This window comes from Pseudazoarcus sp. NS20 (genome assembly GCF_059703745.1).
Genome location: NZ_BAAKIY010000001.1, coordinates 307,096 through 328,888 on the forward strand (window position 1 = coordinate 307,096; position 21,793 = coordinate 328,888).

General features: G+C 64.6%; 21 protein-coding genes. 11 read left to right on the plus strand and 10 right to left on the minus strand.

Annotation, left to right across the window (positions count from 1 at the left end):
- Positions 1-146: 146 nt before the first annotated feature.
- Together cutA and dsbD are read left to right on the plus strand one after the other, a co-directional pair.
- Positions 147-485 carry a divalent-cation tolerance protein CutA gene (gene cutA / locus AC6H0W_RS01505; protein ID WP_497575340.1) on the plus strand — a complete coding sequence of 113 codons (339 nt, stop codon included), beginning with the start codon at positions 147-149 and terminating at the stop codon, positions 483-485.
- A gap of 35 nt (positions 486-520) precedes the next feature.
- Positions 521-2,356, plus strand: a complete 1,836-nt coding sequence (gene dsbD, locus AC6H0W_RS01510; RefSeq protein ID WP_497575341.1) for a protein-disulfide reductase DsbD — start codon at positions 521-523, stop codon at positions 2,354-2,356.
- Positions 2,357-2,383: 27 nt separating this feature from the next.
- Here dsbD and AC6H0W_RS01515 read toward each other — a convergent pair whose 3' ends face one another.
- Positions 2,384-3,010 carry a pentapeptide repeat-containing protein gene (locus AC6H0W_RS01515; RefSeq protein ID WP_497575342.1) on the minus strand — a complete coding sequence of 209 codons (627 nt, stop codon included), beginning with the start codon at positions 3,008-3,010 and terminating at the stop codon, positions 2,384-2,386.
- A gap of 239 nt (positions 3,011-3,249) precedes the next feature.
- Here AC6H0W_RS01515 and AC6H0W_RS01520 point away from each other — a divergent pair, with 239 nt between their 5' ends.
- Genes AC6H0W_RS01520 through AC6H0W_RS01530 form a run of 3 tightly spaced genes read left to right on the plus strand, consistent with a single transcriptional unit; the run spans position 3,250 to position 6,065 of the window.
- Positions 3,250-3,609: a helix-turn-helix transcriptional regulator gene (locus AC6H0W_RS01520; protein ID WP_497575343.1), complete on the plus strand. Its 360-nt coding sequence runs from the start codon at positions 3,250-3,252 to the stop codon at positions 3,607-3,609.
- Positions 3,606-4,724, plus strand: coding sequence for a carboxynorspermidine decarboxylase (locus AC6H0W_RS01525; RefSeq protein ID WP_497575344.1), 1,119 nt, complete (start codon positions 3,606-3,608; stop codon positions 4,722-4,724). The genes AC6H0W_RS01520 and AC6H0W_RS01525 overlap by 4 nt, the downstream gene beginning before the upstream one ends.
- 36 nt (positions 4,725-4,760) lie before the next feature.
- Positions 4,761-6,065 (plus strand): saccharopine dehydrogenase family protein, encoded by a 1,305-nt coding sequence (locus AC6H0W_RS01530; RefSeq protein ID WP_497575345.1) that lies wholly within the window; start codon positions 4,761-4,763, stop codon positions 6,063-6,065.
- Between the two features lie 65 nt (positions 6,066-6,130).
- Here AC6H0W_RS01530 and AC6H0W_RS01535 read toward each other — a convergent pair whose 3' ends face one another.
- On the minus strand, positions 6,131-6,820 hold the full coding sequence (locus tag AC6H0W_RS01535) for a VIT1/CCC1 transporter family protein (RefSeq protein WP_497575346.1): 690 nt from the start codon (positions 6,818-6,820) through the stop codon (positions 6,131-6,133).
- A 19-nt stretch (positions 6,821-6,839) separates the two neighbouring features.
- The gene (locus AC6H0W_RS01540) at positions 6,840-7,100 is read right to left on the minus strand and encodes a KTSC domain-containing protein (RefSeq protein WP_497575347.1); all 261 of its coding nucleotides are present in this window, start codon (positions 7,098-7,100) and stop codon (positions 6,840-6,842) included.
- A 207-nt stretch (positions 7,101-7,307) separates the two neighbouring features.
- On the opposite strand from AC6H0W_RS01540, the gene AC6H0W_RS01545 reads away from it, so the two are divergent.
- Positions 7,308-8,336, plus strand: coding sequence for a hypothetical protein (locus AC6H0W_RS01545; RefSeq protein ID WP_497575348.1), 1,029 nt, complete (start codon positions 7,308-7,310; stop codon positions 8,334-8,336).
- 62 nt (positions 8,337-8,398) lie between these two features.
- Here the strand turns inward: AC6H0W_RS01545 and AC6H0W_RS01550 are convergent, their stop codons facing one another.
- From AC6H0W_RS01550 to AC6H0W_RS01580, 7 genes are all read right to left on the minus strand, one after another.
- Positions 8,399-8,839: a YtoQ family protein gene (locus AC6H0W_RS01550; RefSeq protein WP_497575349.1), complete on the minus strand. Its 441-nt coding sequence runs from the start codon at positions 8,837-8,839 to the stop codon at positions 8,399-8,401.
- Positions 8,840-8,940: 101 nt separating this feature from the next.
- A complete protein-coding gene (locus AC6H0W_RS01555) occupies positions 8,941-13,485 on the minus strand; it encodes an EAL domain-containing protein (RefSeq protein WP_497575350.1) in 4,545 nt (1,514 codons plus the stop codon).
- 197 nt (positions 13,486-13,682) lie between these two features.
- Positions 13,683-14,087: a YchJ family protein gene (locus AC6H0W_RS01560; protein WP_497575351.1), complete on the minus strand. Its 405-nt coding sequence runs from the start codon at positions 14,085-14,087 to the stop codon at positions 13,683-13,685.
- A 78-nt stretch (positions 14,088-14,165) separates the two neighbouring features.
- Entirely contained in the window at positions 14,166-15,878 is a 1,713-nt protein-coding gene (locus AC6H0W_RS01565; protein WP_497575352.1) for a diguanylate cyclase domain-containing protein, read from the minus strand.
- On the minus strand, positions 15,875-16,864 hold the full coding sequence (locus tag AC6H0W_RS01570) for an extracellular solute-binding protein (RefSeq protein WP_497575353.1): 990 nt from the start codon (positions 16,862-16,864) through the stop codon (positions 15,875-15,877). The genes AC6H0W_RS01565 and AC6H0W_RS01570 overlap by 4 nt, the downstream gene beginning before the upstream one ends.
- 149 nt (positions 16,865-17,013) lie before the next feature.
- On the minus strand, positions 17,014-17,721 hold the full coding sequence (locus AC6H0W_RS01575; RefSeq protein ID WP_497575354.1) for a flagellar brake protein: 708 nt from the start codon (positions 17,719-17,721) through the stop codon (positions 17,014-17,016).
- 83 nt (positions 17,722-17,804) lie between these two features.
- Positions 17,805-17,987, minus strand: a complete 183-nt coding sequence (locus tag AC6H0W_RS01580) for a PLDc N-terminal domain-containing protein (protein WP_497575355.1) — start codon at positions 17,985-17,987, stop codon at positions 17,805-17,807.
- A gap of 177 nt (positions 17,988-18,164) precedes the next feature.
- On the opposite strand from AC6H0W_RS01580, the gene AC6H0W_RS01585 reads away from it, so the two are divergent.
- The 5 genes from AC6H0W_RS01585 to ccmB all read left to right on the plus strand — a co-directional run bounded on the left by AC6H0W_RS01585 (position 18,165) and on the right by ccmB (position 21,784).
- Positions 18,165-19,655 (plus strand): DUF1538 domain-containing protein, encoded by a 1,491-nt coding sequence (locus tag AC6H0W_RS01585; RefSeq protein ID WP_497575356.1) that lies wholly within the window; start codon positions 18,165-18,167, stop codon positions 19,653-19,655.
- On the plus strand, positions 19,652-19,999 hold the full coding sequence (locus tag AC6H0W_RS01590; RefSeq protein WP_497575357.1) for a P-II family nitrogen regulator: 348 nt from the start codon (positions 19,652-19,654) through the stop codon (positions 19,997-19,999). Before AC6H0W_RS01585 ends, AC6H0W_RS01590 begins: the two co-directional genes overlap by 4 nt.
- Before the next feature lie 23 nt (positions 20,000-20,022).
- Entirely contained in the window at positions 20,023-20,412 is a 390-nt protein-coding gene (locus AC6H0W_RS01595) for a CBS domain-containing protein (protein ID WP_497575358.1), read from the plus strand.
- Between the two features lie 74 nt (positions 20,413-20,486).
- Positions 20,487-21,113, plus strand: coding sequence for a cytochrome c biogenesis heme-transporting ATPase CcmA (gene ccmA / locus AC6H0W_RS01600; RefSeq protein ID WP_497575359.1), 627 nt, complete (start codon positions 20,487-20,489; stop codon positions 21,111-21,113).
- A complete protein-coding gene (gene ccmB / locus AC6H0W_RS01605; protein ID WP_497575360.1) occupies positions 21,110-21,784 on the plus strand; it encodes a heme exporter protein CcmB in 675 nt (224 codons plus the stop codon). The genes ccmA and ccmB overlap by 4 nt, the downstream gene beginning before the upstream one ends.
- Positions 21,785-21,793: the final 9 nt, after the last annotated feature.

Below are 21,793 nucleotides of genomic sequence, written 5' to 3' on the forward strand. Positions count from 1 at the left end.
GATGCGCGGATGATCTGCTGCGCACGACGCCTCGGCAGCGGACGGCCGGATCACGGGATGATAATGGCCCGTTTGCTGCACGACAATGCCGCGCCGCCGCATTTCCCTGATAATGGCGGCCGATTCCGAGCCTCGCGGAGCGACTCATGTCCGAAGTTGTGGTTGTTCTCACCAACGCCCCCGATGAAGCAACCGCGCGCGCACTTGCCCGCGCTCTGGTTGAAGCCGGCGTGGCCGCGTGCGTCAATGCGCTGGCGCCGTGCCGCTCGGTGTATCACTGGAATGGCCACGTGGAAGAGGGCGAGGAATTTCCGTTGATCATCAAGACCACGCGCAGCCGCTACGCCGAGGTGCAACGCCTGATCGTCGAGGCGCACCCGTTTGACGTGCCCGAGATCATCGCGCTGCCGGTCGAAGCCGGACTGCCCGCCTATCTCGCGTGGGTGGTGGCCGAAACCTCCGACGAGAACCGGGCATCGCAATGAAGGTCACACGCCCGCAGCCCACCACGAGAATGTTCATGCCGCGCTTGTTCGCCCTGCTCGCCCTGCTGGCCGCCTTCGTCGCCACCCCGGCTCTGGCCGACCCCGTGCCGCCGGAGCAAGCCTTTCCGCTGAGCGCGCGTGCGCTCAGCGCCGACACCGTCGAGCTGCGCTTCGACACGCGCAAAGCCTACTACCTGTATGACGACAAGCTGGGCTTCACCTCGCTCACCGAAGGCGTCACGCTTGGCACACCCGAGATCCCGCCCGGCCAGACCTACAAGGACGAATTCTTCGGCGACACCGAGATTCACCGCGGGCGCCTGAACATCCTGCTGCCGATCAATGCACCGGCCGACACCGCATCCGTCGAGATCGAGGTGAAGAGTCAGGGCTGCTGGGACGGCGGCATCTGCTACCCGCCCGAGACCCGCACGGTGCGCGTCGAACTCGGCGACGCCACAGCCGGCCAAGCCGGCGGCCTGCTGGATCGTGCGCTGAGCCCGGCCACCCCGGCTCCGCAAGCGTCTGGCGACCCCGCGCCCACGGCGACGGCCACGAGCGCCACCAGCGGTGACGAAAGTGGCCGCGTCGCACGCCTGCTGCGCGAGGCCAGCCTGCCTTTGGTGCTGGCAAGTTTCTTCGGCTTCGGTCTGCTGCTGGCCCTCACGCCGTGCACCTTCCCGATGATCCCGATTCTGTCCGGCATCATCGTCGGGCAAGGCGAACAAGTCAGCCACGCGCGCGCCGGCGTGCTGTCGCTGGCCTACGTGCTGGGCATGGCCGTGACGTATGCGCTGGCCGGCGTCGCGGCCGGGCTGTCCGGCACCATGCTGTCGGCCGCGCTGCAGAACGTCTGGGTGCTGGGCGCATTCGCCGCGGTGTTCGTGGTGCTGGCGCTGTCGATGTTCGGCTTTTTCGAACTGCAATTACCCACGGCCTTGCAAAGCAAACTCACTGCATCCGCCAACCAGCGCAAGGGCGGGCGTTTGGGGAGCGTGGCGCTGATGGGGGCGCTGTCGGCGGTGATCGTCGGCCCCTGCGTGGCCGCACCGCTGGCCGGCGCCCTGCTCTACATCGCCCAGACCGGCGATGCCGTGCTGGGCGGCGCGGCACTGTTCCTGATGGCGCTGGGCATGGGCGTGCCGCTGATCGCCATCGGCGTCGGCACTCGCTCGCTGTTGCCCAAGGTCGGGCCGTGGATGGAGGGCGTGAAGAAGGCCTTCGGCGTGATGCTGCTGGCCGTGGCGCTGTGGCTGATCTCTCCGGTCATCCCGGCAGCTGCGAACATGTTGGGCTGGGCGTTGTTGCTGTTGTTCTCAGGCATCTTCCTGCACGCGCTCGATCCGCTGCCCGCACAGGCCGGCGGCTGGCGCCGCTTCTGGAAAGGGGCTGGTGTGGCACTGCTGTTGGCGGGTGCTGCGATGCTGATCGGCCTGCTGGCCGGCTCGCGCGACCCGCTGCAACCGCTGTCGGTGCTGCGTGGCGGCGTGGCGCAGGCCGCGGTGAATGCGCCGCAGTTCGAGCGCGTGAGCAGCGTGGCCGAACTCGAGGCGCGTCTCGCTGCGGCGAACCGTCCGGTGATGCTCGATTTCTACGCCGACTGGTGCGTGTCGTGCAAGGAAATGGAGCGCTTCACCTTCAGCAACGCTGCGGTGGCCGAACGCATGGGCCAGATGCTGCTGCTCAAGGCCGATGTCACCGCCAACAACGCCGACGACAAGGCGCTGCTGGCCCGCTTCAACCTCTTCGGCCCGCCGGGGATCGTGTTCTTCGACCCTTCAGGTCAGGAGATCGACGGTCTGCGTGTGGTCGGCTTCATGCGTGCCGAGCCCTTCGGCAGCATCCTCGACCGCGCGCTGCGCGGCGGCTGAGGCCCTGCCCGACCACCGGCCACCCGCTTACGGGCAGCCGATGCAGCCTGCGGTCTGCGCGTTCAGGAAGTTGGCCTGATCCAGGTTGGCGTCGGTCAGGTCCGCGTCTGTCAGATCGGCCCGCGACAGGTTCGCTCCGCGCAGGTCGGCCCCCTTCAACGAAGCACCACGCAATTGCGCGGCACGCAAGTTGGCGCGGCTCAGGTCGGCGTTGTCGAGGTTCGCCGCGCCCAAGCGTGCGTTCGGTAGGTCCGCATTGGCCATTCTTGCACCAGTCAGCGTGGCCTCGGTGAAATTGGCATTCTGCAGGATGGCGTTTTCGAGATTGGCGTCCGTCAGGTCGGCCCGGCTGAAGTTGGCGCCGCGGCCGTTGATGCGGCGCAGCGAGGCCTCCACCAGCGTGGCATCGGTCAGCACGGCATTCGACAGATTGGCTTCGTTGAGGGTCGCGCCGGTGAGATTGACCCCCGCCAGACGCGAACGCGTGAACTGCGAGTTGGCCAGATTCACGCCGGGCAGATCGGCGCCATTCAGGTTCATGTTCACGCAGAAGGTGCCGCGGCGGATGTTGCAGCCGTCGACAGTGGTCGTGCTCTGCGCGAACACGGCAGTCGAGGCAAGCAAGGCAAACAGGGCGGCGGTCTTGTGCAGCATGGGTTGGCTATCCGTTCGTGACTGAAGCGGGTTGGACGTCGAGGCGCAAAAATAGTTGATTTCGCCGCTTGGGCCAACCGCAAGCCGCGAAAGTTCGCCGCATTCGGCACGCAGAAGCACACTCATCGCATGCCGTGCGCCTGGGCCGGGCCCGTTTTCATGACACTTTTAATGCACTTTGATCCATATGGCTTTTAAGCCATAATCCAGCCCTTGTTTTGTACCGAAAGGTTCGCCGCATGGGAAAGAAGCACGCCGCCGGCACGTCGCCGCGCCCTGCCACAACGCCCTCATTGCCGCTGGATGCCGGCATGCAGCACGCCAGCCTGAAGCAGCTGCGCAAGCGCGCAGGCCTCACGCAGGATGACCTGGCCACCACGCTGGATGTGGGGCAGGACACTATTTCTCGGCTGGAAAAGCGCAGCGACCTGCTGCTGTCCACCTTGCGTCACTACGTCGAGAGCATCGGCGGTGAGCTTACGCTGGTGGCGAGCTTCCCTGACCAGCCCCCGATGATCATCGACCATCTCGGCGAAACCACGCCGCAGCCCGAAAAACTCGCCCGCAAGCGCGCGGTAACGGCCCACGGCGAACCATGACGATTCCGATGCACGACACCCTCCCCACCCCGTACTACCTCATCGACAAAGCTGCCCTGCTGCGCAACCTGCGCATCATGGATACCGTGCGCGAGCGCTCCGGCGCCAAGGTGCTGCTGGCGCTCAAATGCTTCGCCACCTGGTCGGTATTCGACCTGATGCGCGAGCACATGGACGGCACGACCTCCTCCTCGCTGTATGAGGTGAAGCTGGGCCAGCAGAAGTTCGGCGGCGAGACGCACGCCTACAGCGTGGCCTTTGCCGACCACGAGATCGCCGAGGTCGTCGCGCACTGCGACAAGATCATCTTCAACTCCATCAACCAGCTTGAGCGCTTCGCCGCGCAGGCCGGCGGCAAGCCGGTGGGCCTGCGCCTGAACCCCGGCATCAGTCATGCGGGCTTCGACCTGGCCGACCCCGCGCGCCCCTTCAGCCGGCTGGGCGAGGCCGACCCGGCGCGCATCCGCGCAGTACTCGACCGCATCAGCGGCGTGATGATCCACAACAACTGCGAGAACCGTGATTTCGCGCGCTTCGACGCCCTGCTGGGCGAGGTCGAGCAACGCTACGGCGACATCCTGCAGCGGCTGGATTGGGTGAGTCTGGGTGGCGGCATCAGCTTTACCGCGGCCGATTACCCGCTGGAGGCCTTCTGCGAACGCCTGCGCAGCTTTGCCCAGCGCTGGGGCGTGCAGGTGTATCTGGAGCCCGGGGAAGCCACCGTGCGCCACACCACCACGCTGGAAGTGAGCGTGCTCGACACCGGCTTCAACGGCAAGCAACTGGCGGTGGTGGACAGCTCCACCGAGGCCCACATGCTCGACCTGCTGATCTACCGCGAGACCGCGCCCATCGGCGCCAACCAGGGCGAGCACGTGTATCAGATCTGCGGCAAGACCTGTCTGGCCGGCGACATCTTCGGCGAGGCGCGTTTCGAGCGCCCGCTGCAGGTCGGCGACCGCATCTCCATCGGCGATGCCGGCGGCTACACGATGGTCAAGAAGAACTGGTTCAACGGCGTGCATATGCCGTCCATCGCCATCCGTGAAACGGACGGCAGCGTGCGCCTGGTGCGCGACTTTTCATACGAAGACTACGTGGGCAGCCTGTCCTGAACGCAGGCGGCACAGCCGGATGAGGAGAAACAGACAATGAAGCGCAATGTCCTGATCATCGGTGCGGGTGGCGTGGGCCAGGTGGTGGCCCACAAGTGCGCGCAAAACAACGCCGCGCTGGGCGACATCCACATCGCCTCGCGCACGCTGGCCAAATGCCACGCCATCATCGAATCGGTGCGCGACAAGGACAGCCTGCAAGAGCCCGGCCGGCTGCAGGCCCACGCGCTGGACGCGATGGACGTGGAAGCCACCAAGGCGCTGATTCGCCGCACGGACAGCCAGATCGTCATCAACGTCGGCGCGCCCTTCGTGAACATGTCGGTGCTGCAGGCGTGCATCGAGACTGGCGCGGCCTACCTCGACACGGCCATCCACGAAGACCCCGCCAAGGTCTGCGAGACGCCGCCGTGGTATGCCAATTACGAGTGGAAACGCCGCGAAGCCTGTCGCCAGGCCGGCGTCACCGCCGTGCTGGGGGTGGGCTTCGACCCCGGCGTGGTGAATGCCTACGCGCGCTACGCGGTGGACCACTGCTTCGACCGCGTGGATTCCATCGACATCGTCGACATCAACGCCGGCAGCCACGGCCGCTACTTCGCCACCAATTTCGACCCCGAGACCAACTTCCGCGAATTCACCTCCACCGTGTGGTCGTGGGAGAACAGCGCCTGGAAAGCCAACGCCATGTTCGAGCGGCGCCAGGACTGGGACATGCCGGTGACCGGCAAGGCCACCTGCTACCTCACCGGCCACGACGAACTTCATTCGCTGTCGCAGAACCTCGGCGTGCCCGACATCCGCTTCTGGATGAGCTTCGGCGAGCACTATATCAACGTGTTCACGGTACTGAAGAATCTCGGCTTGCTGTCCGAGCAACCGGTGCGCACGGCGCGCGGCCAAACCGTGGTGCCGCTGGAAGTGGTCAAGGCCGTACTGCCCGACCCGGCCTCGCTCGCGGCCGATTACACCGGCAACACTTTCATCGGCGACGTCATCCGCGGCCACAAGGCCGGCAAAGCCGAAGAAGTGCTGATCTACAACGTCTGCGACCACGCCGCCTGCTTCGAAGAAGTCGGCAGCCAGGCCATCTCCTACACCGCCGGCGTGCCCGTCGTGGCCGCGGCCCTGCTGATTGCCGACGGCACCTGGGACACCCGCGCCATGGCCAACGTCGAAGACCTCGACCCGCGCCCCTTCGTCGCGCGCATGAACCGCATGGGGCTGGTGACGCGTATTCGTGACGCCAAGGGAGATCGCTTGCTCGACCCGGCGCTGCCGGCCACGCGCAAGGCGCCGACCACGACACAGGCCAACGCGGAAAGCGAAGAAACGAGCTGATTCAGGCCTCAGGAGCACCGGTATCGCGCTCGCCCCGCTCAAGCTCGTAGCGGGCCGCGGCGGTCTCAGGCGACCACATCGAACATCGAGCCGATGGCGGTGGTAGCCGCCATGGCCAGACCGCCCCAGAACACCACGCGCGCCACCGATGCGAACGCAGGGGCACCGCCTGCTCGCGCTGCGAGCCAGCCGAGTGCAGCCAGAAAGGTCAGCGAGGCGCCGGACAAGCCCCACATCAGGGCAGACTCCGGCAGCACCACCACCATGGCCAAAGGCAAGGCTGCCCCTGCTGCGAAACTTGCGGCAGAGGCCAGAGCCGCCTGCACCGGGCGCGCCGCCAGCGCATCGGAAATACCCAACTCATCGCGCGCATGCGCACCCAAGGCATCGTGCGCCATCAACTGCGTGGCCACCTGCTCGGCAAGCGCGCGGTCGAGCCCGCGGCCCATGTAGATCAGGGTGAGTTCCTCGTGCTCGTGAGGGGCGTCTTCGGCCAGCTCGCGGCGTTCGCGCGCGAGGTCTGCGCGCTCGGTGTCAGCCTGCGAGCTGACCGACACATACTCGCCTGCCGCCATCGACATGGCCCCCGCCACCAGCGCCGCAAGTCCCGCTACCAGAATGGTGTGAGTGCCCGCGCCGGACGCGGCCACCCCCAACACCAGACTGGCAGTGGAGACGATGCCGTCATTGGCTCCGAGCACCGCGGCGCGAAGCCAGCCGGTGTGCTGCGTGCGGTGACGTTCGCGATGTCCCATCGAATGGCCCTGCCCGCCTCTAGTTGCCGAACAAATCGTCCAGCGGATTTTTCCGCTTGCCTTGGTTGGCCGAGACGCGCCGGCCGGCGAACTCCTCTTCGACATTGTCGCGGTAGTAACTCCAGGCCGACGACGAGCTGGCCAGACGGCGCCAGACCTCTTCGCCGACATTGGCGTAATCGATGAAGACAGCGCCTTCGAGTTCGACCCGCAGCGTTCGCGTGCGGGAGTCGTACCCCACTGCGCGCAACTTGCCCGACTGGATGCGCTTCATGTCCATGGCCCTCTCCTTCACGCTCATTCTAGGCGCTTCGCCGAAGGCAAGACGGATCAGCCAAAAACCGTCTTTAAAACAATCACATAAATCCTGTGAAGAATTAACTAATCCGAGACAGTCTGCGGCTGACGACAGATCCGCACCACCGCATACTCGCGACCGAAATGCTCACGCGGCGTGATGCATTTCGTTCCCATCAAGGAGACAAGCGTGAACATGATTCGCAGCATTGCAGTCGCCATCGTGGTTATGAGCCTCACCGCCTGCGCGGCGGTGACCAGTACCGATGAGGTCAAGAAACCGACCGCGCAACGCTCCGGCTTCATGGGACTGGCCGTAGCCGACGACATCACGGTAGAGCGCGAAGCACCGTTCAAGGGGGCGCAGAAAGTCGCCATCGGCTCCTTCAAGGTCGGCTTCGTGCATGGCAAGATCGAGGCTCGCAAGGCCGGCGGCGGGCTGTTCGGCGGCTTTGGCGGCAACGCAACGGCCGGCATGAAGCTCACCGGTGTGGATGAGGCGCAGATGCAGGCAATCACCGATGCGGCCTATGCCGACTTCGTCACACGCATCACGCAGGCGGGCTACACGATCATCGACCGCAAGGAGCTCAAGGCCCATCCCGATTTCGCCAAGGCCAAGCCGGAAGAGTCGCCGCAACGCAAGAAGGCTTCGTTCTTCGGCGACCAGACCGAAATCACGACGTTTTCACCGACCAGTCACGGTGATCTCTACTGGTTTCTGGGCGAATCCGACAAGACCGGTGGCTTCGGCTTCGCGAACGCCTCGACCGCAGCCATGACGCAGTACGGCAAGACCGGCATCAAGGTGCTGTCGGTGTATTACGTGATCGACTTCGCCGGCTCCGACGGCTACGGCGGCCAGTTCCGCAACACTGCCGCGGTGGAGGTCGGGCAGGCGCTGACACTGGCCCCCGGTGGCGGCATCTCGCTGTTCGGCGGCGATGGCATGTTGGCGTCGAACCATTTCAGCAGCATCAAGCTGGGCCAGCCGATGTATGCCGAGGAACCGTTCGGCAAGGTCATCCAGACCACCTCGGACGCCTCCAAAGGTGCCGAAGTGGCAATCAACGTGATTCGCTCGATCGGCGGCATCGGCACCAATCAACGCCGTGACTTCGAGGTACAGGCCGACGCGGAGCGCTACGGCGCACTGAGCCAGGACCTGATCGACAAGGCCAACGGCCGCCTGGTCGAGCGCATGGCCAACCTGCGCTGACATACCCCTGCATCGAGCAGCAAAAAAAGCCCGCTGCTAAGCGGGCTTTTTTTGCAACGCGCTCAGCCTCGCAGCACGTAGGCCAGAATATCCACCACCTGCTCGGTGGTGGTGGCCCACGCTTGGGCTGCGGCGTCGACTTCCTTCAACGGGTGAATGATGTCTTCGGCATGCAGCGTGACGTACGGCTTGCCGAGCGCGGCACAGTAACCCGCGTCAAAGGCGGCGTTCCACTGCTTGTATTTATCCCCGAAGCGCACCACCACCATATCGGCCTTCTCGATGAGGTTGCGGGTGCGGATGGAATTGACCAGGGATGACTTGTGATCTCGCCAGTAACCGGTGCTCTCGGGGCCAAGCGAATCGCCCGCGGCGTCGCTGGCGTCGTGGTCGGTGACAGCCGAGGTAAAGGTGACGTCGAGGCCGCGCGCGAGGGCGCCGCGACGGATCTCGTCGCGCCAATCGGTGTGGATCTCGCCGGAAAGGTAAACAACGAAGGACATGCTTTTCTCCAGTGCACTGCAGCCGTCGGGACGCCTGCGAAGGGCGCCAAGACTAACAAAGCACGGAGGTGGGCACAAACGCGGGCATCGGAACCAGCGCCTCAATGCCCGGAGCGGAACGTGTTGCGGAGGAATTCGGCGCAGGTTTTACCGTCCATGGGGCGCGCGTACAGATAGCCCTGCCCGGCATCGCAGAACATCGCGCGCAAGTGTTCGGCCTGCCCTTCGGTCTCGATGCCCTCGGCCAGCACGTCCAGCCCGAGGCTGCGCGCCAGGCCGACGATGGCCTGCACGATGGCGGCGCTCTCGCGGTCTTCGGGCAGACCGCGCGTGAAGGACTGGTCCACCTTGAGCCGATCGAGCGGGAACTGCTTGAGATAGCTCAGGCTGGAGTAGCCGGTGCCGAAATCGTCGATGGCGAGTTTCACGCCGAGGCGGTCGAGCGCATCGAGCTTGTCACGCACTTCGTCCACCCCACGCATCACCACGCTTTCAGTCACTTCGATTTCCAGCTTTTCAGGCGGCAAGCCGGTGGATTCAAGCACGCGCGACACGGCGGCGACGAAGTCGTTCTGGCGAAACTGCAGGGCTGACACGTTAACCGCCATGGTGCCTTCGACCAGCCCTGCGGCAAGCCATTCGGCGTGCTGACGGCAGGCGGTTTCCATCGCCCATGCTCCAATCGGCATGATCAAGCCGCTGTCCTCCGCAATCGGGATGAACTGCGCGGGCGACACCAAACCCCGCTGCGGGTGCTGCCAACGCATCAGCGCCTCCAACCCCACGACCTTGCCGTTGATCAGATTGAGCTGCGGCTGATAGGCAAGAAAGAGTTCGCCACGCTCCAGTGCATGACGCAGATCCCCCTCGAGCAGCATGCGCTCGTGGGCGCGGGCGTTCATTTCGGTGGAGTAGAACTGATAGCGGCCCCGCCCCTGGTCTTTGGCGGCATACATGGCCACATCGGCATTGCGCAGCAAGCTCTCGACCTCGCGCCCGTTGTCGGGGTAGCACACGATGCCGATACTGGCGCCAAGCACCACTTCCGTGCCTTGCAACTCATAGGGTTCGAGCACTGCCGCAATGAGTTTTTCGGCCACGCGCGCGGCATCTTCGTCACCGTCAATCTCGGGCAACACCACCAGAAACTCGTCGCCGCCCTGGCGGCTGACGGTGTCGGAGGCACGCACCGCGCCGCGCAACCGCCGCGCGACCTCTTGCAGGATCATGTCGCCGCCGTCGTGGCCGAAGACGTCATTCACGTTCTTGAAACGGTCCAGGTCCATGAACATCAGCGCGAGGCGCTTGCCGCTGCGCTCTGCCTGTGCCAACGCCATGTTCAGGCGGTCGGTCAGCAAGAGGCGGTTGGGCAGGCCGGTGAGCGCGTCGTGCTGCACCATGTAGGTGAGGCGCTCGTTGGCGCGCGCACGCTCGATCGCGGTGTTGAGCGTATTGGCAATGCTCTGCACGAAGCTGATGTCGTCCTGCGAAAAGCGCTCGCTGGAACGCGAGTACGCGCTGAGGATGCCCAGCGGCTTGTCCGGGCGTCCAATCGGCGAATCGATGCCGCTGACGATGCCGTGCATTGCCAGCATGCCCGACTCGGCAAACCGCCCCTCCTGCCGGAAGTCGTCGATGATCACCGGCCCCTGCGCCGCCACCACGAAACTGGCATGCGTGCAGCCCATGCCCGCTTGCACATGGCGCCCCAGCCACTCGGGAGCCCATCCAACGCCGGCGCGCACCTCGAAGGCTTCGTCTTCGGCCGCCAGGAGCAGGCGCCCGAATTCCACGCCCAGCCCCTCGGCAACGGCCGAAGCCGCGGCCTGAAAAACCTCGTCGAGTTCGCTATCCGACAGGGCCAGACGGCCCAGCGTCGCCACCAGCACTTGCTGTCTCGCGCGTGCGCTGAGCGCCAGTTCATCGCGCTTCTGGGCGGTGATGTCCTGCACCGTGCCGAGCATGCTGATGGGTTGCTCGAGTTCATTGCGGTGCGGTACGGCCACTACCTTGACGAAACGCCCCTCGCCGTCGGGGTGGGTGAATTGCAGTTCGCAATCCTGCGCCTGACCGGTCTCCTGCGCATGGGCAAACGCAGTGGCCAGCATCGCCCGGCTGGCTTCGTCGTACAACGCGTCGTTCTCGGCCAGATCACGCGGTGGCCCGAGCGCGGGATCACGCCCGAAGATATCGAACACCTGCGGCGACCAATAGAACGAGCCCTTGGCCAGATCGTATTCCCAATCGCCGATGTGGCCGATGCGCTGAGCGGTGTCCAGACGTTCGACCGTGCGTTTGAGGTCGTCGATGTCAGTGCACGTGCCGAACCATTTGATGGTCTTGCCGGTCTCGTCGCGCAGCGGCAAGGCCCTCCCGAGCATCCAGTGATACACCCCGTCGTGGCGACGCAGGCGGTATTCGATCTCGTACGGCTCACCGGTTTCGATGGCCTGCTGCCACTGCCGGGCGGCACGCTCGCGATCCGCCGGATGAAACTGCCCGTTCCAGCCGAAGCCCATGCTTTGCTCCAGCGTGAGCCCGGTGAAGGCCATCCAGTGGCGGTTGAAATAGATGTGCTGGCCGTCGGGCAAGGTCACCCAGACGATTTGCGGCGTGGCCTCGGCCAGCGTGCGGAATTCGGCTTCGCTGGCTCTCAGTGCCTCTTCGGCCTGTTTGCGCTCGCTCAGGTCGACATCGATGCAGAACAACTCGACCTCGCGCCCCGGCATGCGCACCGCGGCGTGTGACGAAAATACCGTCACCCGCGAGCCGTCCTTGCGCATCAGCGACAACTCGCCCGCCGGAATGACTTCGCCGGTTTGCCCCATGCGGCGCATGGCCTCCCGCACTTCACCGGCCGCCTCGGGAGGAATGATCAGATCGAAAAGGCTTTTCCCTATCGCCTCTTCGGCGCTGTAGCCGTACAGTTTTTCCGAGGCACGGTTCCAGTAGCGCGTGGTGCCATCCATTGCATAGCCCTGCACGGCCACCGAGGGCACGTTCTGCAACAGCACCCGGAAACGCTCTTCACTTTCGCGCAGCGCCTCTTCAGCATGCCGGCTTTCGGTCACGTCTTCGATGGTGGTGACGATGTGGTCGAGCGCCCCGTCGGGCTTGCGCACGGCCTTGACGTCGAGACTGCCGATGAAGACGCTGCCGTCCTTGCGCACGAAGCGCTTTTCAAACGCAAAGCTGTCCAGCTCACCACGCCGCATGCAGGCGAATTCGCTCTGACCACGCTCTGCATCTTCAGGCAGGCCAAGGCTGTCCCAGTTGTGGCGCGCCAGCTCGGCGGTGCTGTAGCCGAACATCGCACACAGATGGTCGTTGAAGCGCAGCCAGCGCTGACTGCCGGCCGATGTAATGGCCATGCCCACGAACGGCAGATCGTAGAAGTGCTTCAGCAGGCGGTCGGCCTGCAACGCCAGTTGCATGCGCTGGGTGGCACGCTGTTGGCGGAACATCTGCACCACCACAAGTATGACGAAGATCACGCCGAGCAAGGCCACGCCAGCCGTCCACCACGCTGTGACCCAGGCCGGGCGCAAGGCCTCATCGCTGTCGATCTTGGCAATCACGCGCCAGCCCGTGCCATTCACCGGACTCCAGGCCGCCATCACGCTTTTGCCTCGATAGTCCGTACCGATCACGGTGCCCGCTGCCTCCGCCGCCAACGCCGCTGAGGCAGCGCGCTGCGGATCATCCAGTGAAAGGCGCAGAGACATGGCCTCGGCATCGCCATGGCGCAGAGGGTTGAGGAACAGCACGAACTCGCCCTCGGCACGCACCAGCAAGGCCTCGCCGGATACGCCCGGCAGGGGCCAGGAACGAATCAGCGGAAACAGGAAATGGCCGGGATCGGAACGCAAAATCACCGTCCCCACAGGTTCCCCGGTACGTTCTGCGTGCAACGGCACAGCGAATGACAGATGCAAGCCTTCAGCGTCGCGGTGCACGTCGCCCATGATCGGCCTGCGGGCCTGCATGGCCGCGGAGATCAATTCGCGGTAACGGCCATCCAGCTCGAAGGACTTCCCCGCCGCAACCATCGGCCTGCCGGCCGCATCCAGCACCGCCACCGCGTCGTAGGCGAAGACCTTCTGCAGCGCGGCCAGACGCTCGATGACGGCCTCGCGCTCGGGCGAAGCACCGTCGCGCTGCAATTCGATGACTTGTCGAATGAAGCCGCGACTGGCCGCCAGCGTCGCAGCATCGCCATGCCGCTCGGCCAGCCAGCCCTCGATCTGCTGGGCCGTCGAGCCGGCAATCGCCTGCAAGCTGTCAGTCGTATCCTGTTCGGCCTGCCGGGCATTGAGGGAAAACACCGCAAAACTGAGCAGCGGCACAGCCAGCGCGATCAACACGAGGGTGATCGCCAACTGACCGGGGTCAGTGATGGCGGGGTCATCCAGAGCGCCCTCGACGGCACCCTCCACCACCTCTCGCCGAGAACGGATCAGGCCATACAGCAAAGCGCTGCTGAACATGACGAAGGCAATGCCCTTGGCGATCTCGAGGCGGCTGTGCAAAACCGGATCGGCGACGGCGATTTCGAGCACGGTGCCCGAGGCAACGATCCACAACACCGCGAACGCGGCGTAGAGCATGGCGATGGTGGCAGGCGCGAAGCGCGGAATCACACGCACGTGATCACCCCTCCGGCAGCCTTGCGGCAGCATGCGCAGAGCTCGCTCCGTGCCGCCCGGCTCGTATGGTCAGCAGCTGCGCCATGTCCTCCGCTCTCTCGACGTGCGTTCGCTCAAAGACCCCGACAATCCGGTCAGCATACTGTATCGGCAACCCTGTAAGCCAGAGGGTTATCCACTATGCAGGGTGAACTAATTCATCCCGAGTGCTGATCGCCATCAACGTAGAACCAGCGCCCGCCTTCTTGCACGAATCGACTGGTCTCGTGCATGCGCTGAGCGCGGCCGCCAACACGGCATCGAGCCACGAATTCCACCTCGGCAGCATGCTCACCAGTCACCGCGTGTCGCTTGACCTCGAGACCGATCCACACCGCTTTGGGCCCGGCATCAAGCTCCAGCGAGGGCGGGCGCGTGTCGGCATGCCAGGTCGCCAGCAGATAGTCCTCCCGTCCCAGCGCAAAAGCGCTGTAGCGCGAACGCATCAACGCTTCGGCATCGGGAGCGGGCTCACCGGCGTGATAGCGACCGCAGCACTGCGCAAGCGACAAGGCTCGGCCGCAGGGGCAGGTGGTCGTGCTGATGGCGTTGCGTTTGCCCATCAGCCCCTCTCTCGGCGGTCTGGACAAGCCGACACGCCGCGCCAAAGCGGAACAGAAACTCGATTGATCATGCAGAACCTACGCCTTGGCAAATGCAACGGTGTCCCGACCGGCCTCTTTGGCCTGATACATGGCTCGATCGGCGTGGCGGGACAAGGCATCCACCTCTTCCCCATGGTCAGGAAACAGGGCGATGCCGATGGAGGCCGTGATAGTGGCAGCATGCCCACCAAGATCAAAGGGCTCGCGCAGCGCCTCACGGATCTTGTCGGCCACGGCGGCGGCATCTTCGGGCTGCTGCACTTCGCGCAGCAACACCACGAACTCGTCACCGCCCAGACGCGCCACCGTATCGGACTCACGCACGCAGGCCGTGAGGCGGCGGGCCACGTCCTGCAGCAATATGTCCCCGGCCTCATGGCCGAGCTGATCGTTGATGGGCTTGAAGTGATCCAGATCGATGAAGAACAAGCCGAGGCGGTCGCCCGAGCGCCTTGCGGCGGAAATTTCCTGTGCTACCCGGTCGGCGAACAACGAGCGATTGGGCAAGCCGGTCAGGGGGTCATGACTGGCAAGATGCGCCAATTCGCTGCGACTTCGCTCCAGCTCCTCGAACTGGCCGGTGATCTCCAGCCGCTGGCGCTCGAAACGACGCGCCAGTTCACCGATTTCGTCCTGCCGCTCGACGGGCAACTGGACTTGGCGTCGCCCGTTATCAAACGGGGCTAACGCGCGCTGAAGCATCTTGATCGGACGCGTCACGGCGCGCGCCATGACGATCGCCACCAGCACGCAGGCCAGACATAGAGCCAGCACCAGTCGCAGCACCACCGCTGCGAGGTGATCGGCCTGCCCCGTCGCTGCGGAATACGGCATCGAGACGCCCAGCGTGAAGCTCGACTCGTCGCTCGAAATATTGATGACTTGCCGCCGCAGAAATGCCACCAGCAAGGGCTTTTCGGCATGCTCACCGGTGCGCGCTTCGGTCACCAGGTCGCCGGCTCCCGCGCCGGATCGGAACAGCGCTTTGGTCTCGGGAAATTCATCTTGCACCAAGTAACGCCGGCCGCGCTCGAAGCCGAAGCTACGGGCAGCATCTGGGTGGATCAGGTAATCGCCGCGGTGGTTGGCGAAGTACAGGCGAAAATGCCCCGGCAGGTCTGCCGAAAGCAGCGTAAACAAGCCTTTCAGGTCGATGTTCAGGACCACCACGCCAAGTGCAGCCCCCGCGCGGTCCATCACCGGAATGGCCAGCACGGCGACCGGCTGCCCGGCCTGCATGACCGAACCCTCTTCCTGATGCGTGGTGATGCGTGACAGCCATGTGTGACCGGCGGGCAATCGCAGCGTCTCGTACACGTAAGGATGATGGCCTTTCTCACGCAGGGCGTCGCCCTCGATGCGGCGCACGCCAACGTCGCTGCGCTCGACGCGGACTCTCTCCAAGCCATGCTCTGCCGCACTGATCAGCCGCAGCTGGAAGTAGGCCGGGTTGGCCTGCATCAGCAAACGGTAGAACTCCGCCACCTGGTCGAGCGCCACGGCATCGCCGCGCAAGGCGGCGCGCACGGCCGGCTGATTGGCCATGACGAGCAAAGTGCGGCTGATTTCCTCGCGCGAAAGCGCCACGCGTCGCGCAATCAGATGCGTGGTATTGAGCAACTGGCTCTCGGCCGCCGCGACCATTGCCGCGCGACTTTCGATATAGCCGTAATAGCCGGTGACTCCGGCGGCCACCACACCGACCACCGCCAGCAATATGGCGAGCTTGTGCGCGATACCAAGTCTCATGGCTGCAACACCCGCTCAAGACGGTCGCCCGACATTACCTTGCGCCAGAGGCGGGTACGGCGTTCGACATCCTCGACCGGGCGTAGCCACAGCAGCCGCGCCTCGTCAGTCGCCTCGGCGGCATGCATGACGGTGTTGGCCAGCCCGTGGCGCGTGGTCAGCGCATCCGAAGCCTGCTGCCCAAGCATGTGCTCGATCCAGGCATGCGCCAACGCCGGCTGTTGCGCCGCCCGCGTCACCACCCAGCAGTCCAGCCAGGCCAGCGCCCCTTCGCGCGGCAGCACGTAGCCGACATCGGCACCCGCCTCGCGCAACATGTGCAGTTGCTGCGTGCCGTAGTTGGCAAACATCAACGCGGCCCCGTGGCGCATGAAACGCTCGACCGAATCGTCCGGCAAGGTGTAGAAGCTCAGCACGTTGCGTCGCAGGTCGATCAAGATGGCCGCGGCCGAGGCCCAATCGCCCTCTTGCAGCGCAAACGGATCGGGCACGTCGAGCATCTGCGCAGCCAGCACGAAATTATGGGAACCGCCGTTGTATGCGAGCACCTTGCCGCGCCAACGCGCGTCCCACAGCGCGGCAATGCTGTCGGGCGATTCGGTGATCTGCTTGCGATCGTAGATCAAACCCATCGCCGACCAGGCATACGGCACGGCATGTGGCCGGCCCTGCCACATTACACCGGGCAAGGCGTCGAGATCGCGAAAGGCCGGAAGCTGCCGAGCCCGCGCGGGCACGGCATCCAGGTTGATCGGTGCGACGAGGTCACGCGCAAGATAACGCTGCAATTCGGCGGTATTGACCGCAAACACATCGAAAGATGCGCCCTCATCCAACGCGATGCGTTGCCACAACGCGTCGTCGGAATCGATGAAGCTGATCTCCACGCGCACGCCGTGACGCTTCTCGAACGCGGCGACCACGTCCGGGTCGGCGTACCCCGGCCACGCCAGCACACGGAGCACATCCGCGGAGAGTGCGAACAATGGCAGACATAGCAGACTGGCCAGGGCCGAATGCCTTACGTACCGCCAGAACCTGCCTCCACCGTGCGCCACAAGAGCCTCCCGCACCTATAGATTGCCATGTCAGTTTATCGCTGCATGGCTGGCTTGAAAGGGCAGAGGAAGCGAATTCAGGTGATGGTTCGTGGATTTTCTATCATTTGCTGGTAAATCAGGCTGCGCAGAATCATGCGCTCGTGCGCAGGAAGGTCGCGAAACTCGACACCGTACTGCAAGACGTCTTCGTCGCCGCAGACGTTGAGGATCGATGCGTCGGTGGCGATTTCGCTGATCACGTCGTGCAGCTCGACCTTGAAGGCCACGCGCACGCTGTCGCCCACTTGCCCGAGATCGGATTGCCCGATCAACAAGGCACCGGTGGCGCTGATGTTGCCAAGCCGCACCGCGGCTGCTTCACCGTCGGCAGTACTGGCGACGGCATCGATCGCCACGCGCACCCGCGTGGATTTGCGGATGATGCTGCCGTCGATGCGGTCGGGGAAGGTCAGATGCATGTAGTCGAGCGGACGCCTACACACGTTGAGCACCGTGCATTTGAAGGCAAATGCACAGTTGCGCGAAAAAGCCTGCACGACGACGACTTCGTTTTCGATGAACTCGGCACGCACGCCACGCGGCGCAGGCACGGTGACGATCAAGCTCGACCCTGGCACATAGCCCACCACCCGCGAGATGTGTCGCGCTTTATCGGGATGAGTCGGGCAATGTATCTGCAGCCGATCACCCGGCTGGAGATACATGTCGGCAAAGGTGTACGCCGCAGGCGTATCCGACCCATCCGCCACGGCGGGGTCGTCAGGGGGCAAGGTTTGCGTCATTTAAAACGAGCTCGATACGAGAATGGCATGCCATTCCCGATTATCCATGATGATGGCGTTGCGGGCACCGCCCGCAACGCGAACTAATTGCCCTTGGGCCCAAGCAACAGCCAAAGAATAAAGCCCAACAACGGCATGAACAGCAGGATCAGGATCCAAAGCAGCTTGGGCAACGGCCCGGCGCTGCTTTTTGCCACCTTGACGATGGCCCAGATGACGACGATCAGCCAGATCAGGCCGAGGATTCCGCCCACTTCGATTCCCATGGCTTACTCCGAGCATATGCAGGAAGCCGCATGGTAACCGGGCGCCCCGGTTGATGCATGTCAATAGCGGCCAACATGGCGCGTGTATGATCCTTCACGCATCTGTTTCGATCCCCAGGCCGGCCATCTTCATGGGCACGTTCGCATGACCACCGCCTCAGCCACCCGCTCTACGACGTGAACGAACTCATCGCCCAGATCCGCGATTCACTGCGCAATCTGCTGCCCATCGTGGCGGTCGTGGCGTTCTTCCAGCTCGCGGTCATCCAGGAAATTCCCGACGGCCTGCCCGAGATCGCCTTCGGCATGGTGCTGGTTGTGTTCGGTCTGGCGCTGTTCCTGCAGGGGCTGGAGCTGAGCATCTTCCCGGTAGCGCGCAATCTCTCCAACGAGTTCGCACGCAAGGGCTCGCTGCCACTGCTGATCTGCTTCGGTTTCTGCCTGGGCTTTGCGGCGGTGATCGCCGAGCCGGCGCTGATCGCCGTGGCACAGCAGGCGCAGGACGTTTCGGGCGGGCGCATCCACGCGCTCACGCTGCGTGTGCTCGTCGCCACTTCGGTGGGCGCGGTGGTGGCGCTGGGGGTGATGCGCACCCTGCTCGGACACAACGTGCACATGTACATGATCGTCGGCTACCTTGCGGTGGTAACGGTGACCTTCTTCGCGCCGCCCGAGATCATCGGCCTGGGCTATGACTCGGGCGGCGTCACCACCAACGTCATCACCGCCCCGCTGATCGTGTCGCTGGGCGTCGGCCTGGCCGCTTCGCTGCGTGGCCGCAACGCGCTGATGCATGGCTTCGGCCTGCTCGGCATGGTAGTGCTGATGCCGATGGTCGCCGTGCAGCTCTATGGCATTTACGTCTACAGCTTTGCCGACAGCGCCGCGCAGGTGTCGACGGCCGTGATCGCACAGGCGGCCTCCGGCGCCGAGGACAGCCCGATCCTCACCGTGGCCTTCGAGATCGCTCGCATGTTTCTCGACGTGCTGCCCATCGTGGCGGTGATCGTCGGCTTCCAGTACCTCGTCATCCAGCGCCACATCACCCACGTGAAGCGCGCCATGGCGGGCTTCGTGATGGTCGTGGCGGGCCTGTACGCCTTCGTGGTCGGGCTCAAGCTCGGGCTGTTTCCCATCGGAGACCGCATGGCCGTGCAGCTTGCCGGCTTCGACACCATGCTGTTCGTGTACCTGTTCGCATTTGCCACCGGCTTGGCCGCCACACTGGCCGAACCAGCGCTGATCGCCATCGGCGAACAGGCCGAGAGCGCCGCACGCGGCCGCCTGAAAGCCACGCACGTGCGGCTCATCGCCGCCACCGGCGTGGCGCTGGGCATCACCGTGGGCGCGCACCGCATCATCGTCGGCGACGACTTTCACCTGTATTTCATCGGCGTGGTGGCCTTGCTGATCCTCACCACGCTGCTCGCGCCCAAGTACATCGTGGCACTGTCCTACGATGTAGGGGGCGCCGGAAGTACGGCGGTGAACGTGCCGCTGGTGACCGCGCTGGGCATGGGGCTGGCCTCGCAGATCGACGGGCGCAGCACGCTCATCGACGGCTTTGGTCTGGTCGCCTTCGCCACCATCGTGCCGGTGGTGACGGTGATGCTGTACTCAATCATCGCGGAGCGCATCGTCCGCACTCAGGAAGGAGGGGAATCGTGAAGTTTTCGGCACTCGTCGCAATCCTCGCGGAAGAGCTCGAGGAACAGGCCATCGACGTGGCCAAGGCATCCGGCGCCGGGGGGGTCACCATCCTCTCTGCGCGCGGCATCGGCGCACAGGAAAAGAAAACCTTTCTGGGCCTGACCTATGAGGGTGGCCAATCGGTGCTGCTGTTCGTGCTGGAGAAAAAACTGTCGCTCACCGTAATGAAGAACATCACGCGCGAGCTGAACCTCAAGACCACCAGCAACGGCGTGCTGTTCACCATTCCGTTGGAGCACATCGCCGGCATCGACACCGGCCAGATCACGCTGTTCGAAGAGAAGATCAAGGACGAAATCTGAGGCCCACGGCCCGAGGAGGAAACATGCTGGTCAAGGACATCATGGTGAAGGAGGTCGTCACGATCTCCGCGCTGGCCACCATCCGTGACGCCATGCGCGTCATGAAGCAGAAGAAACTCAAGGCGCTGGTAGTGCTCAAGCGCCACCCACACGACGCCTTCGGCATCATCACGTACAACAACATCCTCAAGGCCATCGTGGCCGAAGAGGGCGACATCGACCTGCTCAATGTGTACGACATCTGCGCCAAACCGGCGCTGACCATCTCGCGCGAGCTCGACATCAAACACGCTGCGCGCATGATGGTGAACTTCGACATCCGCCGCATTCTGGTCACGGCCGACAACGAGCTGGCCGGCATCGTCACCATGACCGACATCGTCGGCGCCATGCTCGACAGTGCCGACTCCTGAGCCGCCCCATCGTGCGCAGTACAAGGCATGTAAGTTTCCCCTGAATCAGGGCGCCTATGGTTCAATTGCGCCCCATGCTCGCCGCCACTGATCTCGCCTGTCTGAAGGGAGACCGCCTGCTGTTCAGAGGGCTCGGCCTCACTCTCGAGGCCGGCAGCATGCTGCGTGTGGCCGGCCCCAATGGCTATGGCAAGACCAGCCTGCTGCGCATCCTGTGCGGTCTGGCGCAGCCCGAATACGGCGCCGTCAGCTGGCGCGGCCACGACATCCGCCACGTGCGCGACGACTTTCACACCGAACTGCTCTACCTGGGCCACGCACCAGCCCTGAACGACCTGCTCACGCCGCTCGAGAACCTGCGTTTCACCTGTGCTGCCGTCGGCGACGCCGTCAGCGAAGCCGCCTGCACGGATGCGCTCACACGTATCGGCCTGGGCGCGCAACTCGACCTGCCGGCCAAGGTACTGTCGCAAGGCCAACGCCGCCGCGTCGGGCTGGCCCGTCTGTTTCTCTCTGCGCAACGCCCTCTGTGGGTGCTCGACGAGCCCTTCACGGCGCTCGACGTGGCCGCCGTGGCGGATCTGGCCGCCACGCTGGAAGCGCATTGCGGCAACGGTGGCGTGGTGGTGCTGACCACCCATCAGGACGCCCCGTTTGCACGCCCGCCCGCAGTGCTCGACCTTGCCGAGGTAGCCGCGTGAGCAGTCCGGGCGCATTCACTGCCGTGCTGCGGCGCGATCTGATGCTGGCGTGGCGCAGCCGGGCCGATGTCCTTGTTACACTTGCGTTCTTTGTGGTGGTGGTGTGCCTGTTCCCCTTCGGTGTCGGGGCAGAAACCAACCAGCTGCGGGCCATCGGCCCTGGCGTGCTGTGGGTGGCCGCCCTGCTCTCGACGCTGCTTTCGTTGCACCGCCTGTTCGCGCAGGACCACGCCGACGGCACGCTGGAGCAGTTGCTGCTCTCACCGGAGCCGGCCGCGCTGTGGGTCAGCGCCAAGATCGTCGCGCACTGGATCGTCACCGGCTTGCCGCTGGTCATCGTGGCGCCGCTGCTCGCGCTGCTGTTCGACGTGGAGCAGGAGGCCCTCGGCGTGCTGACCCTGTCGCTGGCACTGGGCACGCCGATTCTGGCCTTGCTCGGCGCCATCGGCGCGGCGCTCACGCTCGGGCTTCGTGGTGGAGGCGTGTTGCTGGCGCTGCTGGTGCTGCCGCTTTACGTGCCGGTGCTGATCTTCGGCGCCGGCTCGGTGGATGCGCTGCTCGGCGGTGTCGGCGCGAATGCCCACCTGTTGCTGCTCGGCGGGGGCCTGCTGGGCGCACTTGCGCTGGCGCCGTTCGCATGCGCGGCTGCACTGAGGATTGCTGTGGAATGAAGATGGGGC

What these genes read in the sequence shown, in the direction of transcription:
- AC6H0W_RS01550 (WP_497575349.1), bottom strand. Translation starts at nt 8,839, where the DNA reads ATGTCCTTCGTTGTTTACCTTTCCGGCGAGATCCACACCGATTGGCGC.
- AC6H0W_RS01565 (WP_497575352.1), bottom strand. Translation starts at nt 15,878, where the DNA reads ATGAGACTTGGTATCGCGCACAAGCTCGCCATATTGCTGGCGGTGGTC.
- dsbD (WP_497575341.1), top strand. Translation starts at nt 521, where the DNA reads ATGCCGCGCTTGTTCGCCCTGCTCGCCCTGCTGGCCGCCTTCGTCGCC.
- AC6H0W_RS01580 (WP_497575355.1), bottom strand. Translation starts at nt 17,987, where the DNA reads ATGGGAATCGAAGTGGGCGGAATCCTCGGCCTGATCTGGCTGATCGTC.
- AC6H0W_RS01525 (WP_497575344.1), top strand. Translation starts at nt 3,606, where the DNA reads ATGACGATTCCGATGCACGACACCCTCCCCACCCCGTACTACCTCATC.
- ccmA (WP_497575359.1), top strand. Translation starts at nt 20,487, where the DNA reads ATGCTCGCCGCCACTGATCTCGCCTGTCTGAAGGGAGACCGCCTGCTG.
- AC6H0W_RS01520 (WP_497575343.1), top strand. Translation starts at nt 3,250, where the DNA reads ATGGGAAAGAAGCACGCCGCCGGCACGTCGCCGCGCCCTGCCACAACG.
- AC6H0W_RS01535 (WP_497575346.1), bottom strand. Translation starts at nt 6,820, where the DNA reads ATGGGACATCGCGAACGTCACCGCACGCAGCACACCGGCTGGCTTCGC.
- AC6H0W_RS01595 (WP_497575358.1), top strand. Translation starts at nt 20,023, where the DNA reads ATGCTGGTCAAGGACATCATGGTGAAGGAGGTCGTCACGATCTCCGCG.
- AC6H0W_RS01575 (WP_497575354.1), bottom strand. Translation starts at nt 17,721, where the DNA reads ATGACGCAAACCTTGCCCCCTGACGACCCCGCCGTGGCGGATGGGTCG.
- AC6H0W_RS01540 (WP_497575347.1), bottom strand. Translation starts at nt 7,100, where the DNA reads ATGGACATGAAGCGCATCCAGTCGGGCAAGTTGCGCGCAGTGGGGTAC.
- AC6H0W_RS01560 (WP_497575351.1), bottom strand. Translation starts at nt 14,087, where the DNA reads ATGGGCAAACGCAACGCCATCAGCACGACCACCTGCCCCTGCGGCCGA.
- AC6H0W_RS01515 (WP_497575342.1), bottom strand. Translation starts at nt 3,010, where the DNA reads ATGCTGCACAAGACCGCCGCCCTGTTTGCCTTGCTTGCCTCGACTGCC.
- cutA (WP_497575340.1), top strand. Translation starts at nt 147, where the DNA reads ATGTCCGAAGTTGTGGTTGTTCTCACCAACGCCCCCGATGAAGCAACC.
- AC6H0W_RS01530 (WP_497575345.1), top strand. Translation starts at nt 4,761, where the DNA reads ATGAAGCGCAATGTCCTGATCATCGGTGCGGGTGGCGTGGGCCAGGTG.